Source organism: Duganella flavida, from assembly GCF_009857445.1.
GTDB classification, from domain to species: domain Bacteria; phylum Pseudomonadota; class Gammaproteobacteria; order Burkholderiales; family Burkholderiaceae_D; genus Rugamonas; species Rugamonas flavida.
Window position 1 is genome coordinate 151,196 of sequence record NZ_WWCN01000012.1, and the last position, 19,084, is coordinate 170,279.

21 protein-coding genes are annotated in these 19,084 nt (G+C 61.8%); 12 read left to right on the plus strand and 9 right to left on the minus strand.

Annotation, left to right across the window (positions count from 1 at the left end):
* The first annotated feature begins 51 nt into the window (after positions 1-51).
* Positions 52-1,020: a GGDEF domain-containing protein gene (locus GTP46_RS19235; protein ID WP_161008239.1), complete on the plus strand. Its 969-nt coding sequence runs from the start codon at positions 52-54 to the stop codon at positions 1,018-1,020.
* On the opposite strand, the gene GTP46_RS19240 is transcribed toward GTP46_RS19235, so the two are convergent.
* Positions 1,005-1,580, minus strand: a complete 576-nt coding sequence (locus GTP46_RS19240; protein WP_161008240.1) for a DUF5610 domain-containing protein — start codon at positions 1,578-1,580, stop codon at positions 1,005-1,007. The two genes, GTP46_RS19235 and GTP46_RS19240, sit on opposite strands and share 16 nt — an antisense overlap.
* A gap of 62 nt (positions 1,581-1,642) precedes the next feature.
* Between GTP46_RS19240 and sbcB the strand changes: the two genes are divergently transcribed.
* Positions 1,643-3,085: an exodeoxyribonuclease I gene (sbcB, locus tag GTP46_RS19245; RefSeq protein WP_161008241.1), complete on the plus strand. Its 1,443-nt coding sequence runs from the start codon at positions 1,643-1,645 to the stop codon at positions 3,083-3,085.
* Between the two features lie 65 nt (positions 3,086-3,150).
* On the opposite strand, the gene pyrF is transcribed toward sbcB, so the two are convergent.
* Positions 3,151-3,972, minus strand: a complete 822-nt coding sequence (gene pyrF / locus GTP46_RS19250) for an orotidine-5'-phosphate decarboxylase (protein WP_161008242.1) — start codon at positions 3,970-3,972, stop codon at positions 3,151-3,153.
* A gap of 94 nt (positions 3,973-4,066) precedes the next feature.
* On the opposite strand from pyrF, the gene GTP46_RS19255 reads away from it, so the two are divergent.
* From GTP46_RS19255 to GTP46_RS19265, 3 genes are all read left to right on the plus strand, one after another.
* Positions 4,067-4,831, plus strand: coding sequence for an SDR family NAD(P)-dependent oxidoreductase (locus GTP46_RS19255; protein WP_161008243.1), 765 nt, complete (start codon positions 4,067-4,069; stop codon positions 4,829-4,831).
* Between the two features lie 292 nt (positions 4,832-5,123).
* Entirely contained in the window at positions 5,124-5,516 is a 393-nt protein-coding gene (locus GTP46_RS19260; RefSeq protein WP_161008244.1) for a VanZ family protein, read from the plus strand.
* A 305-nt stretch (positions 5,517-5,821) separates the two neighbouring features.
* Complete coding sequence (locus GTP46_RS19265) at positions 5,822-6,187, plus strand: flagellar basal body L-ring protein FlgH (RefSeq protein WP_161008245.1); 366 nt, start codon at positions 5,822-5,824, stop codon at positions 6,185-6,187.
* Here GTP46_RS19265 and GTP46_RS19270 read toward each other — a convergent pair.
* Positions 6,184-7,056 (minus strand): TraB/GumN family protein, encoded by an 873-nt coding sequence (locus tag GTP46_RS19270; protein ID WP_161008246.1) that lies wholly within the window; start codon positions 7,054-7,056, stop codon positions 6,184-6,186. The genes GTP46_RS19265 and GTP46_RS19270 overlap by 4 nt on opposite strands.
* A gap of 93 nt (positions 7,057-7,149) precedes the next feature.
* A complete protein-coding gene (locus GTP46_RS19275; protein ID WP_161008247.1) occupies positions 7,150-7,905 on the minus strand; it encodes a substrate-binding periplasmic protein in 756 nt (251 codons plus the stop codon).
* 64 nt (positions 7,906-7,969) lie between these two features.
* Between GTP46_RS19275 and GTP46_RS19280 the strand changes: the two genes are divergently transcribed.
* A complete protein-coding gene (locus tag GTP46_RS19280; RefSeq protein WP_161008248.1) occupies positions 7,970-8,977 on the plus strand; it encodes an LLM class flavin-dependent oxidoreductase in 1,008 nt (335 codons plus the stop codon).
* 33 nt (positions 8,978-9,010) lie between these two features.
* Positions 9,011-10,180 carry an MFS transporter gene (locus GTP46_RS19285; protein ID WP_161008311.1) on the plus strand — a complete coding sequence of 390 codons (1,170 nt, stop codon included), beginning with the start codon at positions 9,011-9,013 and terminating at the stop codon, positions 10,178-10,180.
* 32 nt (positions 10,181-10,212) lie between these two features.
* Here GTP46_RS19285 and GTP46_RS19290 read toward each other — a convergent pair whose 3' ends face one another.
* The 5 genes from GTP46_RS19290 to GTP46_RS19310 form a co-directional block, all read right to left on the minus strand.
* Positions 10,213-10,683, minus strand: a complete 471-nt coding sequence (locus tag GTP46_RS19290; RefSeq protein ID WP_229259019.1) for a bacteriocin — start codon at positions 10,681-10,683, stop codon at positions 10,213-10,215.
* Positions 10,680-11,519 carry a hypothetical protein gene (locus GTP46_RS19295; RefSeq protein WP_229259020.1) on the minus strand — a complete coding sequence of 280 codons (840 nt, stop codon included), beginning with the start codon at positions 11,517-11,519 and terminating at the stop codon, positions 10,680-10,682. The genes GTP46_RS19290 and GTP46_RS19295 overlap by 4 nt, the downstream gene beginning before the upstream one ends.
* Entirely contained in the window at positions 11,519-12,310 is a 792-nt protein-coding gene (locus GTP46_RS19300) for a hypothetical protein (protein WP_161008249.1), read from the minus strand. The genes GTP46_RS19295 and GTP46_RS19300 overlap by 1 nt, the downstream gene beginning before the upstream one ends.
* A 46-nt stretch (positions 12,311-12,356) precedes the next feature.
* Positions 12,357-12,866, minus strand: coding sequence for a DUF6160 family protein (locus GTP46_RS19305; protein WP_161008250.1), 510 nt, complete (start codon positions 12,864-12,866; stop codon positions 12,357-12,359).
* Positions 12,867-12,997: 131 nt separating this feature from the next.
* Entirely contained in the window at positions 12,998-13,510 is a 513-nt protein-coding gene (locus GTP46_RS19310; RefSeq protein WP_161008251.1) for a DUF6160 family protein, read from the minus strand.
* A 541-nt stretch (positions 13,511-14,051) separates the two neighbouring features.
* On the opposite strand from GTP46_RS19310, the gene GTP46_RS19315 reads away from it, so the two are divergent.
* Genes GTP46_RS19315 through GTP46_RS19335 form a run of 5 tightly spaced genes read left to right on the plus strand, consistent with a single transcriptional unit; the run spans position 14,052 to position 19,049 of the window.
* Positions 14,052-14,819: a C39 family peptidase gene (locus tag GTP46_RS19315; protein ID WP_161008252.1), complete on the plus strand. Its 768-nt coding sequence runs from the start codon at positions 14,052-14,054 to the stop codon at positions 14,817-14,819.
* Positions 14,820-14,854: 35 nt separating this feature from the next.
* On the plus strand, positions 14,855-15,868 hold the full coding sequence (locus GTP46_RS19320; protein WP_161008253.1) for a transporter: 1,014 nt from the start codon (positions 14,855-14,857) through the stop codon (positions 15,866-15,868).
* Complete coding sequence (locus tag GTP46_RS19325) at positions 15,868-17,472, plus strand: OmpP1/FadL family transporter (protein WP_161008254.1); 1,605 nt, start codon at positions 15,868-15,870, stop codon at positions 17,470-17,472. The genes GTP46_RS19320 and GTP46_RS19325 overlap by 1 nt, the downstream gene beginning before the upstream one ends.
* A gap of 30 nt (positions 17,473-17,502) precedes the next feature.
* Positions 17,503-18,048 (plus strand): DUF2059 domain-containing protein, encoded by a 546-nt coding sequence (locus GTP46_RS19330; RefSeq protein WP_161008255.1) that lies wholly within the window; start codon positions 17,503-17,505, stop codon positions 18,046-18,048.
* Complete coding sequence (locus GTP46_RS19335; RefSeq protein ID WP_161008256.1) at positions 18,045-19,049, plus strand: AraC family transcriptional regulator; 1,005 nt, start codon at positions 18,045-18,047, stop codon at positions 19,047-19,049. The genes GTP46_RS19330 and GTP46_RS19335 overlap by 4 nt, the downstream gene beginning before the upstream one ends.
* Positions 19,050-19,084: the final 35 nt, after the last annotated feature.

The window sequence follows — 19,084 nt, forward strand, 5'->3', positions numbered from 1 at the left end:
AGCATTCGTGCAACAATATGGCTCACATTGAACCTGTAATAGCCATTTTGCATGAAACAGATCAGCACCTTCGGCTCATCAAGCTACCAGATCAGCGATTTGCAGCTGCTGCGCAACTCTGACGATGATGCCGTCGTCGCCAAAATGCTGGCGCACTGCCCCATCATGCAGCTGGAAGCCGACGAAGCCGTCACCGAATCAAGCCGCGCCCGCCTGTACATCCTGCTGCGCGGCGCACTGTCGGTCACCAACGATACCCGCACCGGCATGGCCGATGGCACGGTCAGCAAGATCCTGCCCGGCGAAAGCGTGGGCGAGCAATCGGTGCTAGATGAGGAAGCTAATCTATCGCATATCGTCGCGCTGGAGCAAAGCGAGGTGCTGGTGGTCGAGGCCGACCTGGTGTGGCAGCTGATCGATGAATCGAATGTCCTGGCGCGCAACCTGCTGCGCCTGCTGTCCTTCCGCATCCGCGCCGCCAATGCGCAGTTGCGCCGGCGCCAGAAGCTGGGCGAGTTCTACCGCCAGCTGTCGATGATCGACGGCCTGACCAATCTATACAACCGCGCCTGGCTGAACGACCTGCTGCCGACCATGGTGGCCGCCGCCCACGGTTCCGGCGCACCACTGGCGCTGATCATGATCGATCTCGACCACTTCAAACGCTTCAATGACAGCAACGGCCACCTGGCTGGCGACGAAGCCCTGCGCTCGGCCGCGCAAGTGCTGAGCGGCGCGCTGCGCCCGACCGATTTCGCGGTGCGCTACGGCGGCGAGGAAATGATGGTGCTGCTGCCCGACACCAGCGACAAGGTGGCGCTGTCCGTGGCCGAACGCCTGTGCGAACGCATGCGGCAAGCAAAAGTGTTTGGCGATATGCGCCAGCCGCTGCCGCACATCACGGCCTCGTTTGGCGTGGCGGTGCTACAGCCGCAGCAGAGCGAGCAGGACCTCATCGCCACGGCCGACGCGGCGCTCTACCGCGCCAAGGAAAACGGCCGCAATCAGGTTGCGGCCTGAGCCGTTTCTTCGGTCTTCGGCTGGTGGGCAGTGAGGAAATCGGCATAGCCCTTCTGCACCAGATCGTAGGTCTTGTCGATATTGCTGGCGATGTCGCCATTTAGCACCTTCAAGCCCTGCAGCACGTCGCGTGCCTCTTTAAAGCCCTGGTCCACGCCTTTTTTCAGCGTATTGATGAAGTTGTTGAGCACCTCACTCTCATCCTCACCCGGATGCTGCTGCTTGAACGCATCGTAAAATGCGGTGGACAACGATACAATGCGGCCAGCCGTGCCTTCCGGTGTATTGTCTTGCGAGACGGCGTTCTGGATGGCGTTGTCGCCAAAATCGCCCTTGAGCGCCTCGTTAATGCCGGTCAGCGCGGTTTTCAGCACCACCGACAGCGGATCGTTGGAAGAATTTAACGACACCGTCAAGGAAGCTTGTACGATAGACGCATTAAGGTTGGCCTTGGCCCGGGCGGCGGGCGACAGCGTGCTGTCGTCCTTGGACTGGACCGACGCGGTTGTAGCGGCCGTAGCGGCCGTATTGCTGGACGTCGCGGAAACGGGAGTAGCCATAATATTGCTCCTCATTGAACACGCTGGAATTATCGGCAGAATTTAAAATAACTGTAGCACCTATGACCAATCAGACCTTTCTCTGGCACGACTACGAAACTTTCGGCGCGGTGGCGCGCCGCGACCGCCCGGCGCAATTCGCCGCGATCCGCACTGACGCCGACCTCAACGAGATCGGCGATCCGATCATGTTGTATTGCAAGCCAGCCAATGATTTCCTGCCTGATCCGCAATCTTGCTTGATCACTGGCATCACGCCGCAACAGTGTCTTGAATGGGGCGTGCCGGAGCACCAGTTTGCCGCCACCATCGAGCAGGCGTTCTCGCAGCCGGGCACGATTGGCGTCGGCTACAACACCATCCGCTTTGACGATGAGATCACCCGCTTCATGTTCTGGCGTAACCTGATCGATCCGTATGCGCGCGAGTGGCAAAACCAGTGCGGCCGCTGGGACTTGCTGGACGTGGTGCGCATGACCTACGCCCTGCGCCCGGACGGCATCCACTGGCCGACCAAGGAAGACGGCAAGCCGAGCTTCAAGCTGGAAGATCTGGCCAAGGCCAACGGCCTGCTGCACGAGTCGGCGCACGATGCGCTGTCCGACGTGCGCGCCACGATTGCACTGGCGCGATTGATCAAGCAGCACCAGCCCAAGCTGTTCGAGTTCTGCTTCGCGCTGCACAAGAAGGACCGTGTGGCGGATGAGATCGGCATGCATCTGGCGGCCAACCTGCGCCAGCCCTTCCTGCACGTGAGCGGCATGTTCCCGGCCGAGCGCGGCTGCATCGCGCTGGTGTACCCGCTGGGCACGCATCCGACCAACAAGAACGAGGTCATCGTCTGGGATTGCACCTACGATCCGAGCGAGCTGTTCACGCTGGATGCGGAGACCATCCGCATGCGCATCTTCACCCGCAGCGATGCGCTGCCCGAAGGTGTGACACGTCTGCCGGTGAAGAGCATTCACCTGAATAAATCGCCGATGCTGGTGTCGAATTTGAAGACCTTGTCGCCGGCGATGGCGAACCGCTGGGGCATCGATCTGGAGCAAGGCAAGGCGCACGCAGCGATTGCTGCAGCCGGACCGGATCTGGGCGCGGTGTGGGAGCAGGTGTTCTATCGTCCGGCCGGCGAGCCGCTCGATGTGGATGAGGATTTGTACAACGGCTTCATCAGCAAGGAAGACCGGCGCTTGCTGGATAGCTTGCGCCGTGAATCACCGGCACGGCTGGCGGTGGCGTCGCCATCGTTCAGCGATGGACGGCTGGCGGAGCTGCTGTTCCGCTACCGCGCGCGCAACTTCCCGGAGACGTTGTCGGAAACCGAGATGGAGCACTGGGAGCAGCACCGCGCTTCGCGCTTCTACGAAGGCTTGGGCGGTGGGCGCACGATTGACGACTTCTTTGCGCGCATCGACGAACTGCAACAGCAAGCCGACGAGCGCGCCGAGCAAATCCTCGGCGAGCTCTATGAGTACGCGGAGCTGGTCGCTCCGTCGCACTGAAACCCTAAGCCAAAAGGGGTCTGCCCCCGTACGGGGTCAGACCCCGGCATGCGGGCTGCGGGGTGTTAAGCGCGATATTGGTTAATGGCGTCGCGGGTTTCTAATGCGACGCGCCGCGCGGCCATTGCGAAGTCTTCCCCCGCATTGGGGGTCGCGTACAAAATCGCGCGCGAGGAGTTGATCATCATGCCGGCGCCATTCGCGGTACGGCCCGATTTCACGGTCGCCGCGATATCACCACCCTGCGCGCCGATGCCCGGCACCAGCAGCGGCATATCACCCACCATCGCACGCACTTGCGCCAGCTCTTCCGGGAAGGTCGCACCGACCACCAGCGCACACTGGCCGTTCTGGTTCCACTTCTGCGCCACCAGCTGAGCCACGTGCTGGTACAGCGGCTTGCCGCCCACGTCCAGGAACTGCAAATCCGAACCGCCCGCATTCGAAGTGCGGCACAGGATGATCACACCGCGGTCGCTCCACTCCATGTACGGCTCGACCGAATCAAAGCCCATGTAGGGGTTGACGGTCACCGCATCCGCGCCGTAGCGGTCGTACGCTTCGCGTGCATACTGGCGCGCCGTCGCGCCGATGTCGCCGCGCTTGGCGTCCATGATCAGCGGGATGTGCGGATAGTGCTCGCGCACGTAATCGCAAATCTGCTGCAGCTGGTCTTCCGCGCTCAGCGCGGCGAAGTAAGCGATCTGCGGCTTGAACGAGCACGCCAGGTCGGCGGTCGCATCGATGATCTCGCGGCAGAAGTGGTAGATGCCTTGCGGGTCGTTCTGGAACTGGGCCGGCAGCTTGGCCATGTCCGGATCCAGACCGACGCACAGCAGGGAGTCGTTAGTCGCCCAAGCGGCGGATAATTTGTTAATAAAAGTCACGACGGCCCCCTAAAGAAAATTGCAAACCCTCTATTGTAACCCGCCCGTACCGGGCTGTTAAAATTTGGGTTCACCACCAAAGAAAGACTACACCATGAAATTATCGAATAAAGTCGCTATCGTGACCGGCGCCACCCAGGGCATCGGCCTGGCCTGCGCCCAGCGCATGATTGCCGAAGGCGCCAAGGTCATGCTGGTGGACATCAAGCCGGAAGGCGCTGCTGCCGCCACCTCGCTGGGCGAAAACGCCCGCTTCTTCGCCGCTGATGTCAGCCAGAAGGCCGACGTTGACGCCATGGTGGCCGCCACCCTCGCCGCCTTCGGCCGCATCGACATCCTGATCAACAACGCCGGCGTCACCCACGCTGCCAACTTCCTCGACGTCTGCGAGGAAGATTTCGACCGCGTCATGCGCATCAACCTGAAGTCCATGTTCCTGTGCGGCCAGGCGGCGGCGCGCGTGATGGTCAAGCAGCAGAGCGGCTCCATCATCAATATGTCGAGCGTGAACGCGGAACTGGCGATCCCGAACCAAGTGCCGTACGTGGTGTCGAAAGGCGCGATCAACCAGCTGACCAAGGTGATGTCGCTGAACCTGGTCTCGCACGGCATCCGCGTGAACGGCATCGGCCCGGGCACCATCCTGACCGAGCTGGCCAAGAAGGCTGTCATGTCGAGCCCGGAATCGCGCCACACCATTTTGTCGCGCACGCCGATGGGCCGCTGCGGCGAGCCGGAAGAAGTAGCGTCGATCGCCGCCTTCCTTGCCAGCGACGACGCCAGCTACATGACCGGCCAAACCCTGTACGTGGACGGCGGCCGCCTGGCACTGAACTACACGGTGCCGGTGCAGGACTGACCAGTTATACGCCTGTCTAATGTCTGGTATCTGAAACGACAATTAGACACATATCTGGCAACGCAGCATAATTGCACCTGTCTCCACTATTCTCCTCCAAGAAAATAGTTTTAAGCCCGCTCAAGTCAGCGGGCTTTTTTTTTGCGTGCTGTCATGACGGCGTAATAATCGTTTCCTATACTGGCTACATCTTAAGTACATGCAACCGATAAGCATGACTGAAGACTAGGCGCACCGGGGAGCCCCGGTGTGCCACTCCCGTTTTTTTGCCGTGCATGGTATCGTCTGCCCCATGCTTAAACTCCTCCTGCTCACCTCTTCCCACGCCCGCCTGCGCTACTGGACCGCCATCGTGCTGTACCTGATGATCCTGGTGCTGGGCTCAATTCCCGGCGCACGTCATGACATCGGCGAAGTCGCCTCCGGCCTGATCTTGCACTCGATCGCCTACGCCGGGCTGGCGTTCCTGATTTTCACCGGCAGCCACGGCAGCCTCAAACTGCGCGCAGCCAAGGCCGTGCTCACCATCGCGCTGATGGGCGCGTTGGACGAGTTCGTGCAAAGCTTCTTCCCCTACCGCCACGGTGCGGTGTCGGACTGGCTGGTCGATTGCAATGCGGCGGTGTTGGCGTCGGCGTTTATGTGGGCTCTGTGGAGTCGCTATCGCATCCTTCCGGCAGAGTGATACCGCTGGTGGCCCGTTCTACATCCTGACGCATTTCCTGAAGTTGTTCGGCCTTGGCCACGCGAACCAAGCCGTGCAGTGCGTGAAGGTAAAAGTGCCGGCTGCGAACATCCTTGCAAGTGGCATCAATTAGCTCTTCGATAATGGTGTCTGTCACGCGTGTCAACATATCGGTGTCCTTTTAAGTGATACTCGACAATTATTGCGTGCGGGTAGCATCTTTCAATTGATGTATATCAATCTAAACCGCCGCCAAGGGAACGATATCCTGTCGCGCCTCTCTCACGCTATTTAGGGAGGCGAAAATGAAAAAGATGAATCTGTATGTAATGATGCTGTGCACGCTGGCCTTTGCGGCCTGTGCTGACAAGATGAACAAGAGCGCAAGTAACGATAGCGGCTACGCGCCCAGCGGCATGGCCGGCCCGGCGACAGCGGCCACGCAAACCGGCTACGGCACGGTGCAAGCCATCGACCAGCTGCAGCGGCAGGATATCGGCGTCGGCGTGATGGGCGCGGCGGCAGCGGGCGGCATGCCGGGCGATAAGCTCTACCGCGTCACCGTACGGCTGGACGACGGCAGCACCCAGATGGTGGCGCTGGAGTCCGCGCCCAACTACAAGATCGGCGACCGCATCCGCTACAGCAACGGCACGGTCCAGCCCTATTAATACAACTGCTCGACCTGGTAGCCGCGCCGCCTGAGCAGCTGCGGCAAGCCGTCATCCCCGACCAGATGCAGCAAGCCGACGCCGACAAAGGCCACCTGGTCCTGCTGCATGATGCGTTCGATATTCGCAGCCATCTCGGGATTGCGCTTGCCCAGCAGAACGCGGTTCATGAACCCAGCGCTGACGCTGTCGCCGCTGGTGGCGGAGCGCCACGCCGCGTTGATACCTGCACCATCAGCGGTGCTCCACGCTTCAATCAGCGCCTGTGATTTTTTCAGCGCATCGCCGTCGGCCAGATCGGTGAGATTTTCGAGCAGATACTGCTCTTGCTGGCGCTCGTCCAGACTATCGAACAAGCCCAACTGGTAATCCGCACTTTCCAGTTCGCGCACCGTTTTATCCTGCTGCCGCGCTGCCGCCAGCAACGCGTATTCAGCTGCCTGGCTGCGCTGGTAGCCATGCTGATCCAGTTCCGAGCCGACCAGCAGGTTGGCAATCAGCCAGGGTTTGTAATGCTGTACCGACGCCAGCGGAATGCCGGCGCGCGCCAGTGCCTGCTGTAGCTTGTCCAACGTAGCCGGCGTCAGGTGGCGCTGCACCGAGTCGCCCTCTGGATAGCGCGCGTGGCGAGCCAGCGCCAGCTGGAAAGCCTTGTCTTCGCGAATATCGAGTTCAATCACCAGCGCCTTGGAATCCAGCAGCGCACGCGAGGCTACCGCGTCCAGCGGATAAGCGCCGTCGCGCCCGACGTGGACGGTGCCGTAGAGATAACTGGTCTTGCCCTCATGCGTGACACGGTACAACTGGCCAGCAGCAAAAACAGACTGGCAGCAAGCCAGCAATAATGCAAAGAAAATAGCGCGTGACATCGCAAGGGGATTTAAATGGCGGGAGTTGCCAATGGTAAATCATGCGTCAGCGCGGCAGAACCTATTTTTAAAAACCGTCGGCAAAATAAAACATTATTTGAGGCGACTTTGATAATTACTGATTATTTTGCTCACACTTCCGTCTTTAATCAGCTGCTCAATTGCTTTATTGACCTCGCTTACAGCCACCTGCCCTTGTGGCGAAACGGCACATTGGGCTTTATAATTTTTCACCACCAAAGGCGAATATAAAGATAGTTTCTCACCAACCTTGAGATAATAATCAAGCGTACTCTGCTGGGTAATTGCGTGGTGCAAACGGCCGGCCGCCATTTTGCGCAAATTACCCGAGGACGAATGGCCGTCATCGCGCACAAAATCTTTACCCAGCGCGTCTTCCAATTCGGGATAGTAATAACCCAGTACCGTAGCCACCGGTTGGCCACTGAGGTCACGAAGGGAGCGCGGCTGCGGCACGGAGGTATCCGTCACCACCACTTCCGACACCGGGAAAAAGCCGCGCGTCCAGTTGAACTTGCCCGGTAGCCAGGGCGGCAGATACAAGCAGATCAAATCCGCCTGCCCCGACTCCATCGCCATGGCAATGCGCTTGCGCGGCAGCGGCAGGAAGCTGGCATCGCGGCCCAGCTTGTCCGCCAGCGCCAGGCCGAGGTCTTTATGAAATCCTTCGACCAAGCGGCCATCTTGAAAGCCGGCCATCGGCATCTCGGTGCCGGTATCGACCAGCACCACCAGCGGCGGCGCGGCAGCGACGGCCAGTGTGGTCGTAATGCAAATCAGCGCGACTCCTGCACGCTTGATCCAATCTGTGTATGCTTGTCGGTCCATTTAGAAAGATTATACCCATACCCTTTCAATGGGCTTGTTAGATCACTTCAGATTAGATAGCACCATGATTCCATTTTCCATACTTGACCTGTCCCCGATTGCCGAGGGCAGCAACCCATCGGCCTCGTTCCGCAACACGCTGGATCTGGCCCAGCACGGCGAGCGCTGGGGCTACCAGCGCTACTGGCTGGCCGAGCACCACGGCATGCCCGGCATCGCCAGCGCTGCCACCGCCGTGGTGATGGCGCACGTGGCCGGCGGCACCAGCACCATCCGTGTGGGCGCCGGCGGCATCATGCTGCCGAACCACTCGCCGCTGGTGATCGCCGAGCAGTTCGGCACGCTGGAAGCGCTGTTCCCGGGCCGTATCGACCTCGGCCTCGGCCGCGCGCCGGGTTCGGACCAAACCACCGCGCGCGCGCTGCGCCGCAATCTCGAATCCGATGCCGACGCCTTCCCGCAAGACGTACTGGAACTGCAAGATTATATGTCCGACCATCCGCGCGGCCGCGTGCTGGCGGTGCCGGGCAAAGGCGCCAAGGTGCCGATGTGGATTTTGGGCTCCAGCACTTTCGGCGCCCAACTGGCCGCCCACCTCGGCCTGCCGTTCGCGTTCGCCTCGCACTTTGCGCCGCAGATGATGATGCAGGCGCTGTCGCTGTACCGCGCCAACTTCCAGCCATCGGCGCAATTGAGCAAGCCCTACGTCATGCTCGGCTTTAACGTGTTTGCCGCCGACACCAATGAAGAAGCGCACTTCCGCGCCACCTCCATGCAGCAAGCCTTCGTCAACCTGCGCACCGGCCGGCCATCGCAGTTGCCGCCGCCGAAAGCCGGCTACCTCGAATCGCTGGGCCTGCCTGAGCGCGCGATGCTGGACTCGGTCCTGTCCTGCACCGCCATCGGCGCGCACGACACCGTGGCCCAACAGATGCAAGACTTCATCGCCCGCACCGGCGCCGATGAGCTGATGATCACCTCGCAAATCTACGAACATGCGCAGCGCCTGCGTTCCTACGAAATCACAGCGGAAGTACGGCAATCGCTGGCACGCGCGGAAGCGGGGCTGTAACAGATGGGTCACAAGCACGATATTTCGCCCGGCATGGTCTGGCTGTTTGCGATTGCGACCGGCCTGATCGTCGCCAACCTGTACTACGCGCAAACGCTGATCGGTCCGATCAGCAAAGCCACCGGCATCGATCCCGGCGCGGCCGGCCTGATCGTCACGCTGACGCAAATCGGCTACGTCATCGGCCTGCTATTCATTGTGCCGCTCGGTGATTTGCTGGAAAACCGCCGCCTGATTTTCATTTCCCTGCTGACCACCGCGCTGGCTTTGCTGGCGGCCTCGGTGACCAGCAACGCCAACCTGTTCCTGTTTGCCGCGCTGTGCATCGGCCTCGGTTCGGTGGCGGCGCAGATTGTGGTGCCGTTTGCGGCCCACCTGTCGAAGCCTGAAACGCGCGGCAAGACCGTCGGCAAGGTGATGAGCGGGCTGCTGATGGGCATCATGCTGGCACGGCCGGTATCGAGCGTGGTGGCCGATGCGTTCGGCTGGCACGCCATCTTCGTGCTGTCGGCGATCACCACGGCGGCGCTGGCCTTCCTGCTGCGCGCCAAGCTGCCGCAGCGCCGGCCGGAAGGCGGCATGCATTACTTCGAACTGCTGGCGTCGATGTGGCATTTGTTGAAGACCACGCCGATCCTGCGCCGCCGCGCTGCGTACCAGGCCTGCATGTTCGGCGCCTTCAGCGTGTTCTGGACTTGCGTGTCGCTGGAACTGACCGGTCCCCACTTCGGCATCAGCCAAAGCGGCGTGGCCATCTTTGCGCTGGTCGGCGTGACCGGCGCGCTGGTGTCGCCGATTGCCGGCCATCGCGCCGACCAGGGCAAGAGTCGTTCGACCACCGCGGTAGCGCTGTCGCTGGGAGTGCTGGCGTTTGCGCTGCCGCTGCTGATTCACAGCAGCCGGCTGGTGGACCTGGGCGTGCTGGTGCTGGCCTCGATCATCCTCGACATGGGCGTGTCGGCCAACCTGGTGACCGGCCAGCGCGCCATCTTTGCGTTGCCGGCGGACGTGCGCAGCCGCTTGAATGGCCTGTACATGGCGTTGTTCTTCATGGGTGGCGCGATAGGTTCATCGCTGGGCGGCTGGATGTTTGCCGCGCACGGCTGGACCGGCGTGCTGTGGACCGGCCTCGCCTTCCCCGTCATCGCGCTATGCGTGTTCGCGACGGAAAAATCCGGGGTCAGTTCTGCCATTGGTACATGAGCCCGTGTGCGATTGGCAGAACTGACCCCGGGTTAGTGGCCCCAGAAGCGGACCTGGCCTTGTAAGGAGACGGTGCCGTTGATGTTCAGGCTGCCGAGGCTGTTGGTCACCGGCGCGGTGGGATCGGTCTGCACGCTCAGCGATTCAAAGCCGAGGTTGGTGTAGTGCACATAACCCGGCAGCCCGATGGCGATGTAGTCGCCGCCGCCATCGGTGCGGGTCTGCACGCCGAGGTTGACGGCAAACATGTCCACCGTGCCGCGCACGTTCTTGAATACGATGTAGCGGTTCTGCCCATCGCCAGCGAAGCCCAGCGACAGGCGGCTATCGGCCACCGCGCCCACTAGCGTCGGATCGTTCAGCACCACGTGCGCGGCAAAGCTGATGCCGTCGCCGCCGCTGACTTGCGACAGTTCCTTGTCATCCAACGGCTTCAGCTCGCCGGCCATGGCCTGCGCCGCGCCAACCAGCAGCATCAACGGGAGCAAGGCGCGTTTCATCATTGCTTGAACTTGATATCAAGGTACTGGATCTGCACCGATCCAATTCGCGATGAGCCCAGATCTACCGTCGGCTGTCCCGGGCTCACGAACGAAATATTGTCGACCACGATGCTGCCGGCGGAGGCCTGGCCATTGCCATAACGCGCATCCGGCCAATCGATGCCGATGTGCAGGCGCGGTCCGGTCTCGTCGGTCAACGCATTGATTACACCCGGCTGCGATGCCACGTTGGCAATCACCCACGGCTTGCCGTCGACACCGCCGATGTGCACGCCGCTCAGCACCATCGCCTCGGTCGCATCGTCGCGCCCGCGTGGCTGGAACGACAGCTGGGCGATATCCATCTTCAGCGCCGCGCCGAAGGCGATGCCTTCATTGACTTGCGGCGTGGTGAACTGCAAACCGCCGCCATAGAACACCATGTCCTTGACCACCACACTACCCTGCTCGCGTACCACGCCGTTGGCGCCCACGCCCCAGTCGTAGGCCAGCTGCCAGCGCTGGTCGCCGTTGGTATTGGCGGGAAAAGCGATGTTGATGTAGTCCGCCAGGCCCGGTGCGCTGGGCAGAATGTCGAGCCGGTAGGGATCGGAAAACGGCAGCGGATTGTCGCTGCGCGAGGCGTGGAATTTTTCCACATACAAGCTGGAGCCAACCGGCGTGGTGTAGCTGACACGGGCATCGCCGCTCATGGCAAAGCCGTTCAGGTCGAAGCTGACGCCGTCGCGTCCGCGCACGGCCGACAAGGCGCTGTCGCTCAGGGCTTCCATCGCCCACGCGGCCGGCGCGCAGTAGAACGCGCACAGCATCAGCCCCACTGCCAGCGCGCGCTGCATCAGCGGCCCTTCGGCAAGTTCGGCGGCGTCACGCCGTTGGTGGCCAGCGCTTGCAGCTTGTCGCGCCAGTTCAGCCAAATGCCTGCTTGCGCCGTGTCGGCTGCCGGCTGGCCGGAGGCGGTCGGGAATTGCACCGCCGTCTTCAGCATCGAGATCCAGAAGTCGCGGCTGCCGCCGCTGGCGTCGCCTGCCGTCACGCCGCCCAGTTGCGACAAGGTCAGGCACGGCGCAGTGCAGGCGCCGTCCCAGCGCTTGCCGCCGCCGGGATCGGTGCGCGAGTCGAGCACGATGGTGCTGCCGTCGGCCGCAGTGCCGGTCACTTTCATCGAGCCTGACAAGGTGGTGATTTGCAAACCAACGTCGCCGCTGATGGACTCAAAACCAAAGCGCATGCCGATCGCTTCACGCGAAGCGCCGTCGGCCGCATTTTTATACACGAATTCGAAATAGGGATTACTGATCTGCACCACGCGCTGGGCGTCGGTGCCATCGCTGCGGCCAAATTGCAACAGCGGGATATCAAGGTCGGCGCCACTGCCGTTGCGGGTGGCGTAGGTGTACTCGCCCAGCCGCATATTGCGGAGGTTGGCGCTCAGGGTGATGTCTGCATCGAGTGCGACTTTGCTGAAATCAAATCCGTTCAGGCTGGTGTTGGTCATGGTGACCAGGCCTTGCCCGTTGACGGCTGACAGCTCGTCCTCGCTCATGGGCTTCATCTGTGCCGACGCCGCGTGCATGCCGCACAACAGGGTCGCGCCCAGCGCCAGCCGGCGCAGTGATTTGGTGATCATAGGATGGGAGCGGCAGTTGCCCACACAACTGCCGCCGCTCAGCTGATTAGTGAGCGAAGATCCACACGGTGGTGCCGCGCATGTCGATCTGGTTCATAGCAACCGAACCGAAGGAAGCAGCGCTGTTGCCCATTTTGATCGAGTCAACCGACACGTTCAGGTAGTGGCCGTCAGCTACCACACTGGCTGGGATCGCGATTTGCACCACGTCGCCGCCGGTCGCTGGGTTGTAGAAGGTGCCTGGGTTGGTCACGCCAGCAGCGCCAGCAGCGGCCAGGAACGAAGCTTTCGACAGGATGTCGATGTTCGCTGCGATCAGGCCGTTCACTTTGATGCCGTTGAACGATACCGAACCACCGCCGAAGCCCGAAGCATCCAGTGCGTCGGTGTCGGTGTAGGTGAAGGAATTGATTTTGATGTTCAGGTTAGCAGCGATCGACACGCCGTCCTGGCCGCTGACGGTGCTCAGTTCTGCGTCTTGGATTGGGGTCATGGCCGATGCCGAGAAGGCCAGGGTTGCCAGGGCTGCAGCGACTGCGGTTTTGATGAATTGCATGTGATCGTCTCCGTTAATGGTTTTATATCGGTGTGTGTTTTTTTGATACTGCGAGACCAGTTTATGATCCCGCAGCTTGTACCGTCCATGACTCATCAGGCCAAGCTACAGGCCTGAGGAGCCGCACGCAATTAGTGCGCGAAGATCCAGACGGTGGTGCCGCGCATGTCGATCTGGTTCATGGCCACGGAGCCGAACGAAGCAGCGTTGTTGCCCATTTTGATCGAGTCGACCGACACGTTCAGGTAGTGGCCATCGGCTACCACGCTCGCTGGGATAGCGATCTGGACAACGTCACCGCCGGTGGTTTTGCTGTAAAAGGTGCCCGCATCGGTCACGCCGGCAGCGCCAGCAGCGGTCAGGAACGAAGCTTTCGACAGGATGTCGATGTTCGCTGCGATCAGGCCGTTCACTTTGATGCCGTTGAACGATACCGAACCACCACCCAGGCCGGTCGTGGCATCGACCGCGTCGGTGTCGGTGTAGACGAAGGAATCAATCTTGATGTTCAGGTTGGCAGCGATCGACACGCCGTCCTGGCCGCTGACGGTGCTCAGCTCTGCGTCCTGGATCGGGGTCATGGCCGATGCCGAGAAGGCCAGGGTTGCCAGGGCTGCAGCGACTGCGGTTTTAACGATTTGCATTTGGTATCTCCGGTTATGAGTAGGAATTTTTATCTTGGGCTCACGCCCGCTCGGCCGCCCTGCCAGCTCCGGGTAAGAGCTCCGGGGCGCCGCACCCGGTGCGTGAAAATCTTAATATTTGGATATTAATTAAATTAATCATATGAGTCGGCCCCGCCACGGGTCCAGCTTGTTGCGCTGACCGCGAAAGCCAACAACTTGGCCCTGAGAGCCATCCAGAGTGAGACAGGTGTTGTACTTTTGTCGCCTGCCTTAGCATAGGTTCCAGCGCAAAACCTAGAAGTACATTTCTAAAAAATCAGGTGCGGTGGCTCGGAAATCCATGCGTTAATGAATTACAAAAAAGAAAAGACGAGTTGTCGCTTAAATAAAGCACGACCGTTCGAATCGAGAATATGGAGACAGGATGACATCAGCAATGGGGCGCCAGACGCCTCTGGGCGGAGCTCACGCTACAGCTTCGCGCCAGACCTACACCACTATTTTTTTACGCGCGCATCCGAGCGAGCGCTCGCTCACGCGCGTACGCGAGGGCTAGCTTATGCTGGCACTGCTGCTGGGTGTATTGGCCGCCATGATCGGCGGCGCGGGCTATGTCTCCCGCCACGAACCACAAGACCGTCCCAAGGACCAGTACGAGATCCCGCAAACCCTGACCGGCGGCGGCGCCTATGTGCAATCGGTGAAGATCGAGCCATTTTCCGAGCTCAAGTACAAACACATCGTGCGCCAGGCGTTTGACTACAGCTGCGGCTCGGCGGCGCTGGTCACCATCCTCAACTACCACCTCGGCGTGATGGTCAACGAACAGCAGGCCATGGAAGGCATGCTGGAAAAGGGCGAAAAGGACAAAATCATCGAACGGCGCGGCTTTTCGCTGCTGGACATGAAACGCTACGTCGGCTCGCTGGGCATGGCCGGCGCCGGCTTCAAGGCCGAGATCAAGGACTTGCAGGAGCTGGACGAGCCGGCCATCGTGCCGATCGACTACGCCGGCTCCAAGCACTTCGTGGTATTGCGCGGCATCCGCGACGGCGTGGTCTACATTGCCGACCCATCGGCCGGCAACATCGTGTTTTCAGTCGAGGAATTTGCCCGCTGGTGGGACAAGAACACCCTGTTCATCATCGCGCCGGCCAAGGACCAGAAGCCGGTGCGCCAGCTGGTGCTGACCGATCTGGAGCTGGGCGTGGTCGACATGGACCGCGTGACCGGCAGGGGCCGCCAGGACCCGCTCAGCAATTCCGCCCAGCTATTGATGCGCGCCGTGAACTCGGGCGCGGCCGGCACCTGGATCCGCCACAACTAATCCCCACAGCGCACTACTCTCACAAGGAAGCAGACATGATGTTACGCACCATCCCCATTGCCGCACTCATTGCGCTGAGCGCCACGCCCGTGCTGGCGCAACAAACCGCCAACACCAGCACGCCCGCCACCGCCGACGCCGCACGCGACGCGCTGGCCAAGAAGGATGGCGAAGGCGACCAGAGCGCCCTGCTCAAGCAGACCCTGACGGCAGTGGACAAGCAGTACACCCTGATCCGCCGCAACCAGCTGGCGGTGACCTATGACGTCAGCTACAGCTACGTGGGCGAAGACCGCATCGTCACCGACATCGCCAACGGCAGCGCCACCCTGTTCAACATCGAGAACAACAACTCGCACACGGTGACCAACACCTTCTCGGCCGACTACGGCGTGCGCGACAACCTGACCGCCAACGTCACCCTGCCATTGATCTCGCGCTACGCCGACACCGCCGCCCGCAGCGGCATGTCCAACTCGCTGGGTGACATCGGCGTCGGCGCGCGCTGGCAGCCGTTCGAGGCCAAGCGCGACCAGCCCGGCCTGACCGTCACCAGCAATGTGCGCCTGCCGTCCGGCCGCAGTCCGTTCAAGATCATCGCCGGCAGCGGCGAAGCGACCGGCAGCGGCGTGGCTGCCGCCACGCTCGGCCTGAACGTCAACAAAATCGTCGACCCGGTCGCGCTGTTCGGTTCGGTGAACTTCACCGCCAGCCTGCCGGCCAAGAACCTGTGGCAAATCAACGGCTCGCGCATCCTGACCCGCGTTGCACCGGGTCCGAGCGTGGGCTTCGGCCTTGGCTTTGCTTACGCGCTGTCGTACGGCATTTCGACCACCATCTCCTTCCAGGAAGCGATCTCGGCCGGCTCCAGGCTGCGCTTTGCCGGCGGCCTGGAGGCCAAGACCCATATGCAAACCTCGGGCATCCTGAACATGGGCCTGGGCTACCGCATCTCGCCCAAGACCACGGTCAACTTCTCGGTCGGCATCGGCCTGACGCCGGACTCGCCTAACCTGATCGTGGGCATGAATGTGCCGTTGAGCTTCTGATGATGCGCCGCCTCCTTATCGCCAGCGCTGTGGCCGGCACGCTCAGCGCGTGCTGGCCTGCCTACGCTGCGCTGACCGAAAACCTCACCACCAGCGTGGTTGCGATGGCGATGGGGAATGCGGTAACGGCCGACCCGCCGGGCATCGCCTCGATCCACTTCAACCCGGCCGGCCTGGCGCGGCTGGAAGGCGATAGCGAAAGCATCCACAACTTCGTGGCCTCGATCCGCACCAGCGCCAGCTTCAAGCCAGGCGAAGGCTTTGACGTCGGCGGCTGGCGCGACGACCCGCTATCCAACACCTCCACCGGGCCGGTGCGGCAAATCATGTACGTGCCCGGCTACGGCATGCCGGGCTGGCGCCTGCCGGCCGTGGCCGTGCCCGGCATCGGCATGTCGTGGAACACGCCCGGCTCGCCGTGGACCTTTGCCACCGACAGCTATATGGCGCAGGCCATGAGCCTGGACCGCACCACCGATCCCAACGACCCCGGCCAGTACCAGGGACGGCAAGAGCAGATCCAGCGCCTGGTGTATGCGGCGCCGTCGGTCGGCTACAAATATTCGGACACGCTGCGCTTTGGCGTGTCGGTGCCGATTGCCCACGCCGCCTTTGTGGTCGACACCAATATGCGCTTCCCGAATGAGCTGCTGGGCGTGTTCGGCCAGCTGCAAAAAGGCTGGTGCCCGGAAGAAGGCGGCAACATCATCGACGTGTTCGGCTTTGGCGTGTGCGGCGGCGGCAAGGATGGCATGGTCAGCCCGTTCAAGAAGGCCGCCAATATGCGGCTGGAACTGACGGCGCCGTTCGACCCGACCATCAACTTCGGCGTGCTGTGGGAACCGTCGCCCATGTTTGCGCTGGGCGCGGTGTACCAGGGTGGCTCCAAGACCCACTACACCGGCAACTACGTGTTCACCACCGAGCCGATGCTGCGTAACTTCGTGCGCGGCATGAACGCCAGCTTGCTGGGACCGATCGCCGGCGCAGTGCTGGGCTTCCCCAGCTCGATCCCGGCGGTGCAGAAGGGCAATATGAGCGCCACCATCCCCTTCCCTGCGCACTTGCAGGTGGGCGTGAAACTCAAGCCGGTCAAATACATCCAGCTCAACGTCGACGCCAGCTACGCGCGCTGGAGCGACTGGGACGCGCTGCGCTTCCAGTTCGACCAGAGCGTCAAGCTGCTGGAAGTAGCGCGCCTGTACGGCATACCCGATTCCGGCAAGCTGGTGATCCCGCGCGGCTACAAGAGCGTGATCAACTTTGCCTACGGCTTGCAGCTGCAGCCGATCGAACGCCTGACCATACGGCTCGGCTATGAGCCGCGCAAGACCTCGATCCCGGCCGACAAGATCGACTTGCTGGCGCCGCTGCCCGACACCAAGCTGCGCAGCGCCGGCATCGGCTTCAAGCTCGACAAGAACACCGACATCAACGTCACCGGATCCTACCTGACCGGCAAGTACTACACGCCAGCCAACACCAGCTGCAATATGAACTGCAACACCTTCCTCAACATCATCTACAACCCGTATGCAGGCCAAGATGTACGCGGCGATATCCACGTCCGCTACTTCGGTTTTGAATTGAACAAGCGTTTCTGATTTATCTGGATTTACCTGGAGGAGCACACAATGAAAAAAGCAAAACACGGTCTGATGCTGCTGGCCTTAAGCGCAGCCTGCCTGGGCGCCCACGCCGCCGCGCCGGTCTCGCCGGCCAAGCAAGCGCTGGTCGACCAGGTTCTCAAACTGTGGAACATCGACAGCATCGGCCAGTCCATGCTGCAAGTGCCGGTGGCCGATGCGGTGCAACAGGCGCGCGCCATGCTGCAAGGCCGCGCCGCGCCGGAAAAGCGTGACGCCGCCATGAACGACATCGTCGGCGAAGCCAAGGCCTTCATGGCCGAAGCCACGCCGATCACCCGTGCCAGCGCCGACAAGCTGATCCCGACCACTATCGCCCCGCTGCTGGCCGAGCGCTACACCGAAGAAGAACTGAAGCAGCTGATCGCCATCCTGGAATCGCCGGTCAAGAAAAAATTCGAAGCCATGCTGCCGGAAATGCAGAAGAAGCTGGGCGAAGGCGTGGCGACCGACACCCGTCCGGTGATCGATCCTAAACTGCAAGGCCTGAAAGAAAAAATCGGCCTGCGTTTGCGCGCTGCGGTCACGCCATGACGTACTCTTCCGCCCTGCATCTGGTGCGCGGCGTGAAATCGCGCCTGGCGCAATCCGGCGTGCAGGCAGAATCGCTGTTCGCGCAGGCCGGCCTGGACGAAGGCGACGGCATCGCCTGCGACGCGCTCACGCTGTCGGACAAACTAAGCCACCTGTGGGAACTGCTGGTGCAGCAATCGGGCGATCCGCTGATCGGCCTGAAAATCTCGACCCCGCACCGGCTCGGCTGGCTGGGCGTGATGGGCCACATCATGCTGGTGTCGCCGACCGTGCAAAGCTCGATCGAGCGCTGCCACGGCCACACCCGCGTCGGCCTGCTGCTGCCTGGCGCCCAGCGCGAAGTGCCGCAGCAGCGCTACGACTTTGTCTGGTGCGTGCTGCTGCGTTCCCTGCGCTGTGCGGCCGGCCGCGACGACATCGCCCCGGTGGTGGTGGAATACACCTTCCCGGCGCCAGCCAACGCCCAGGTGTTTGAAGAGACTTTCGGTTGTCCGGTGCGCTTTGGCATGCCGCACAATGTGATGGAGTTTTCCGACACCGACCTGGTCGCGGCGCTGCCGGCCAATCCGCCGCTGATGAACGGCGGCGGCGAGCACGTGCTGGCGACGCTGGCGACGGCGCAGCCGCCAACCTTCAGCGGCAAGGTACAAGCCTTGCTGGCCAGCCTGCTACCGAAAGGGCCGCCGCACCGCGACGACGTGGCGGCGCAAATGATGATGAGCGAGCGCACCTTGCAGCGCCGCCTAGCCGAGGAAGGCACCAGCTTCACCAACCTGGTCGACGACACCCGGCGCGAGCTGGCGCGGCAGTCGCTCAGCGCCGGTGAGCTATCATTAAAAATGTTGAGTTTCCAGCTGGGCTTTTCGGAGCCGAGCGCGTTCTACCGCGCGTGCAAGCGCTGGTTCGGCATGGCGCCGTCCGACATCCAGCACCTGGCGCACCAGCCGGGACCGGGGCCGGACGTGCTGCAAGCGCCAGTCAAGCCACGTAAAACCGCATAACAGGAGAGCATGATGGGATGGTTATCGAGGAATCA